We start from the raw sequence: 5,287 nt of genomic DNA, 5'->3' as shown, positions 1-5,287 counted from the left end.
GAGTCGGGGAGGGGGAGCCAATTTACTACACTTCCATAGACATCTCTTCAAATTTGCTCTACCATTTCTCTTTTAAAACAAAAACTTTTTGATTACAAAAACTAACTATTTGATAACTTTCTCTATCAAGCTATAATTATTTTAATAATCATGAGGTTGTGTCCTCCCCTTTGACATATAAAGATTAAACAATGGCAGCTTTTAAAAAACTTATTTTTATACAACTGATGGCTTGGTTGATTCTTGTGACCGCTGGCTGTTATTTTATTAGCCAAAATTTTGATAGTGCCATCGGTAAAGCTCAAAAAAATGCGCAAGCGACAGTCGAGCAATATATTAAAAACCTATCTGCAACTGACCTCTCTGCTGATAACTTAAAAAACACACTTGCAAGCAGTGAAATCTTTTCACACTTTACCTTACGTGATTATCAAGGTGCTGAAGTATTTTCAGTTAACAACGCACCGCAATTGCCTGTTATTGCGGAACTTATTCAGTCAAGCAACAACTCAGTGCGCCCTCAGTATGCCACTAATGATAACGCCGATATAAAAGTTGAATTTAAAATCAACATCACTCATTTGAGTGAGCAGTTTCAAGCTGCTTTTTTTATAATTTTAATTATTAGCACCCTACTCGCCCTAATACCTATTGCATTAATGAAAACCATTGTTAGGCACATTAATGACAATATATGTACGGACGTTGCTGATGTCATTGATATTTATATAAACCAAAATCAACTAGGCGATGATTTTGCTACTAAAATTGATTCGCCAGAGTTAGCTAAGTTAGGGAAAAGTTTAATTCCTAGCTTTAATCGTTTATCGCACTTTTTAAAAAGTAAGAATGACAATATAAAAAATGCTGCACACACAATAAAACGTGAGGCCTACAAAGACGGTGTGACTGAGTTAGGTAATCGCAATATGTTTGTTGATTACTACGAAAAGAATATTGAAAACACCGAAGTAAGTACATTTGGCTCTTTAGCACTCGTTCGCTGTAGTGAGTTGCAGTCTATAAATCAAAGCCGCGGTTATCAAAAAGGTGATGAATACATTAAAGCCGTTGCAGATATTATTGTCAGCATCAGTGGCACCTATTCCGGCAGCCAAGTTTTTAGAGTTAACAGCTCTGATTTTATAACAATTTTACCAAATACCCCGTTGAAAGAAGCTGAAAAGTTTGGTGAGAACTTACAATCTCGCTTTACTCAATATATGCAAAACCAAGAGCTTAGCTCGGTTGCAAACACAGGTATTGTTGGTTACGAAAAATCAAAGCCTTTAGGTGAGTTGCTCTCTATTGTTGATAATGCAATGAGCATGGCTCAGTCTAAACAAGCTAATGCATGGCATGTACAGCGCGATACTGATCTAGTTAATAACGTGAGCGCAGGATTTGGTAACCAAAACTGGCGTAAAGTGATCAACGAAGTAATTGAGTCTAAAAGCGTCCATTTGGTGATTCAAAATATTATGCCTTTGGGCAAAAGCATTAAAGCCTATGCTGAAATTCAAGCCCGCTTCAAAACAGAAGAAAACCAAGCTTTGCCTACTGCTTCATTTTTAGCAATGGCTGAAAAGCTCGATATGGCTATTGAAATTGACAAGCTGATAATAGACTCATCTTTAGAAAGAATAAAATCGAGTAATTTATCTGAAAAGTATTTTGGCTTAAATATTACCCCTTCAAGCGCGCATAGCGACCAGTTTATGATTTGGTTAGAGCGCCGTTTACTTAAAGATACGCATATTGCTTCTAAGTTAATTTTTGAAGTGAGTGAATTTGGTCTTCAACAAAACATTAAAGCAAGCAAACGCTTTATTGATATGGTGCATCGCGTTGGTGCCAGAATAACTGTAGAACGCTTTGGTGTCGGGCTCACCTCATTTAAATTTTTCAGAGATTTAAAACCAGACTTTATTAAAATGGATGCAAGCTATACCCGAGGTTTAGAGGACGATAAAAACAATCAATACTTTATGCGTTTAATGGTCGACCTTGCTCATAGAATTGGCGTTAGTGTTTTTGCAGAGGGCGTTGAAAGCCAAGAAGAAAAGCATATTGTAGAAACCCTATGCCTTGATGGTGTCCAAGGTTACTATATTGAAAAGCCTAAAGACATCTAACTAATTACCCTATTTAATAATAAAAAAGAGCATTTATGCTCTTTTTTACTTTTTAAAGTGTGCTTTTATGACTGTTCAGCCGTTAAAATGCTGACAGTTTTTTAATTGCAAACTCCCTTAAATTTAACCCTTTACAATTAGCCCATTATTTAACGTTGTTTATTTAACTGATAATCACTCAACGTGTTGTTAATCGCAGTAGAAAAAAGGATAATACACGGGATTTTATTAGCGTGAGGCACACATGACAGAATACGTCTTGTTATTAATTGGAACAGTGTTAGTTAACAACTTTGTATTAGTACAATTTTTAGGCCTTTGCCCGTTTATGGGTGTATCAGGAAAACTTGATACAGCCATAGGTATGTCTTTAGCAACTACCTTTGTGCTAACGCTTGCCTCTGTGACCAGTTATTTAGTAAACGAGTATATTTTATTACCACTAGATATCACCTACCTGAAAACAATGAGCTTTATTTTAGTTATTGCAGTGGTTGTTCAATTTACTGAAATGGTTGTTAGAAAAACCAGTCCAACGCTATATCGTTTATTGGGAATATTTTTACCCTTAATAACGACTAACTGTGCAGTACTCGGTGTTGCTTTATTAAATATCAAAGAAGATCACACCTTTTTACAATCTGCCGTCTATGGGTTTGGTGCCGCAGTGGGTTTTTCATTAGTTTTAGTTTTATTTGCGGCATTACGCGAACGCCTAGCCGCAGCAGATGTTCCCACTCCATTTAAAGGTGCTTCAATCGCAATGATAACGGCAGGTTTAATGTCAATGGCCTTTATGGGTTTTACTGGATTAGTGAAGTTTTAATATGACCTTGTTGTACGCTTTAATAGCGCTGGGTTTACTGGCGTTAATTTTCGGATTAATTTTAGGATTTGCAGCCGTACGTTTTCGAGTTGAGGGTAATCCTGTAGTAGAGCAAATCGATACCATTTTGCCACAAACACAATGTGGTCAATGTGGTTATCCTGGTTGTCGCCCTTATGCAGAAGCCATTGCCAATGGCGATGAAATAAACAAGTGCCCACCCGGTGGTGATGCGACAGTTAAAAAGTTGGCTGATTTGATGGGTGTTGAGGCTAAACCTCTAGCCGGCGGCGAACAAGCCGAGCCAGTTAAAACAGTGGCCTACATTCGCGAAGATGAATGTATTGGTTGTACCAAATGTATTCAAGCCTGCCCTGTTGATGCCATTGTTGGTGCAACCCGACAAATGCACACCGTTCTAATTGACGAATGTACAGGCTGTGACTTGTGCGTTGAACCTTGTCCGGTCGATTGTATTGACATGCTACCCGTTGCACCAACAAAACAAACTTGGAAATGGCAACTAGACGCTATTCCTGTTACCCAAATAGATTAGAGGTTTGAGTGGAAAAGTTACTTGAACAAATAAAAAAAGGCACCGTTTGGGCTTTTCCTGGCGGCGTACATCCTCCGCAGCAAAAGTCATTATCTAATAATACGCCTATTGCGCGCCTTCCTTTGCCTGAAAAACTCGTTCTACCTTTAAAGCAGCATATTGGTGCTAGCGGTAAGTTAATTGTAGAAAAAAACCAGCACGTATTAAAAGGTCAACCATTAACTAAGCCTTCTGCTAACTGGTCGGTACCCGTGCATGCACCGACTTCAGGTACTATTACTGATATAACGCCTATGCCATCAGCGCATCCTTCTGCCTTGCCTGAATTAAGCATTATTATTGAACCCGATGGCAAAGATACCTGGTGTGAATTATCGCCTTTAGCAAACCCAGCCACTGCATCACACGATGAACTAGTTGATGTTATTCATAATGCGGGGATCTCTGGCATGGGAGGCGCAGGTTTTCCAACCTACGTTAAAGCAGATATTAAGCAGCCAATTGAGTTTTTAATCGTGAACGCGGTTGAGTGTGAACCTTACATAACGGCTGACGATACTTTAATGCGCGAACATGCCGCTGAAATAATCAAAGGTATTGAGCTCATGCAACAGCTGCTCAATCCTACCCTGTGTATTATTGGTATTGAAGATAATAAGCCCGAGGCTATCACAGCCATGACTGAAGCGGCGAAGCATAACGAGCATATTTTAATACAAACCGTGCCTACTGTTTATCCCTCTGGCGGTGAAAAACAGCTAATAAAACTGCTCACTAACCGTGAAGTACCAAATGGCGGTATCCCTGCTGATATCGGCATTTTAGTACATAACACAGGTACTTTATTTGCGATTCAGCAAGCTGTATACGAAGGTAAACCGTTAATTGAACGTGTTGTTACCGTTACCGGCAATACTATACATAATCCAGGTAATGTATGGGCGCTATTAGGTACTGAGATAAAACACTTACTTGATTGCCAAGGGTTTTCACCTGTGCCACAACAACGCGTGGTCATGGGCGGTCCTATGATGGGCTTTACCTTACCTACGGTTCGTATTGGCGTTGTTAAAACAACAAACTGCATACTTGCTCCAGATCATAAAGAATTAGCAGAGCCAGGCCCAGAAAAAGCCTGTATTCGCTGTAGTGCCTGTGCAGATGCTTGCCCTGCTTCATTGTTACCACAGCAGTTACAGTGGTTTGCTAAATCAAAAGAATACGACAAACTCCAAGAACATAACTTATTTGATTGTATTGAATGTGGCGCGTGTGCCTATGTTTGCCCAAGTGAAATACCACTCGTTCAGTACTACCGCGTTGCAAAAGTTGAGATTAAAGAGCAAATTGCCGAGAAGATAAAATCTGATCGCGCTAAAGAACGCTTTGATGCACGTAAAGCGCGTTTAGAGCAAGAGCAAGCTGAGCGAAAAAATCGCCATAAACGTAAACCTGCAGCTAAATCTACCGAAGAGCAGCAAAAAGTAGCCGATGCCCTTGCCCGCGTTAAAGATAAAACCAGCGATGGTGACAATAAATCAGCTGTAGCAGCAGCAATTGCGCGTGCTAAAGCTAAAAAGCAAGGTGGCGAACTTGAGCCAGATAACAGTGAAGTTGCAAAAGAGCGCGCAGCACGTAAAGAGCAAGCTCGCCTTTATAAAGAGCAAAAAGCACAAAGTAATGGTGATGACGAAGCTGTAGATGACAAAAAGTCAGCAGTTGCAGCCGCTATTGCCCGCGCTAAAGCCAAAAAGGCAGCACAAGCTGCTG

The 5,287-nt window shown here is 39.8% G+C and carries 4 protein-coding genes; all 4 read left to right on the top strand.

Features of this window, described 5'->3' with window-relative positions; genetic code table 11:
• Positions 1 to 191 precede the first annotated feature (191 nt).
• Positions 192 to 2,135: a bifunctional diguanylate cyclase/phosphodiesterase gene (locus CWB77_RS11235; protein WP_138622777.1), complete on the top strand. Its 1,944-nt coding sequence runs from the start codon at positions 192 to 194 to the stop codon at positions 2,133 to 2,135.
• A 244-nt stretch (positions 2,136 to 2,379) separates the two neighbouring features.
• Positions 2,380 to 2,961 (top strand): electron transport complex subunit RsxA, encoded by a 582-nt coding sequence (gene rsxA, locus CWB77_RS11230; protein ID WP_008115244.1) that lies wholly within the window; start codon positions 2,380 to 2,382, stop codon positions 2,959 to 2,961.
• 1 nt (position 2,962) lies between these two features.
• Positions 2,963 to 3,517 (top strand): electron transport complex subunit RsxB, encoded by a 555-nt coding sequence (gene rsxB / locus CWB77_RS11225; protein ID WP_008115242.1) that lies wholly within the window; start codon positions 2,963 to 2,965, stop codon positions 3,515 to 3,517.
• 8 nt (positions 3,518 to 3,525) lie between these two features.
• Positions 3,526 to 5,287 (top strand): electron transport complex subunit RsxC (gene rsxC, locus CWB77_RS11220; RefSeq protein WP_138622775.1); only part of this gene is annotated, 1,762 nt, incomplete at its 3' end.

Origin of the sequence: Pseudoalteromonas sp. S1610 (assembly GCF_005887465.1) — a bacterium.
Taxonomy (GTDB): Bacteria; Pseudomonadota; Gammaproteobacteria; order Enterobacterales; family Alteromonadaceae; genus Pseudoalteromonas; species Pseudoalteromonas undina.
Note: the sequence above shows the minus strand (reverse complement) of the source record. Positions and strands in the feature narration are given on the sequence as shown.

Coding starts and splice junctions, on each gene's coding strand:
- CWB77_RS11235 (WP_138622777.1), top strand. CDS start 192: ATGGCAGCTTTTAAAAAACTTATTTTTATACAACTGATGGCTTGGTTG.
- rsxA (WP_008115244.1), top strand. CDS start 2,380: ATGACAGAATACGTCTTGTTATTAATTGGAACAGTGTTAGTTAACAAC.
- rsxB (WP_008115242.1), top strand. CDS start 2,963: ATGACCTTGTTGTACGCTTTAATAGCGCTGGGTTTACTGGCGTTAATT.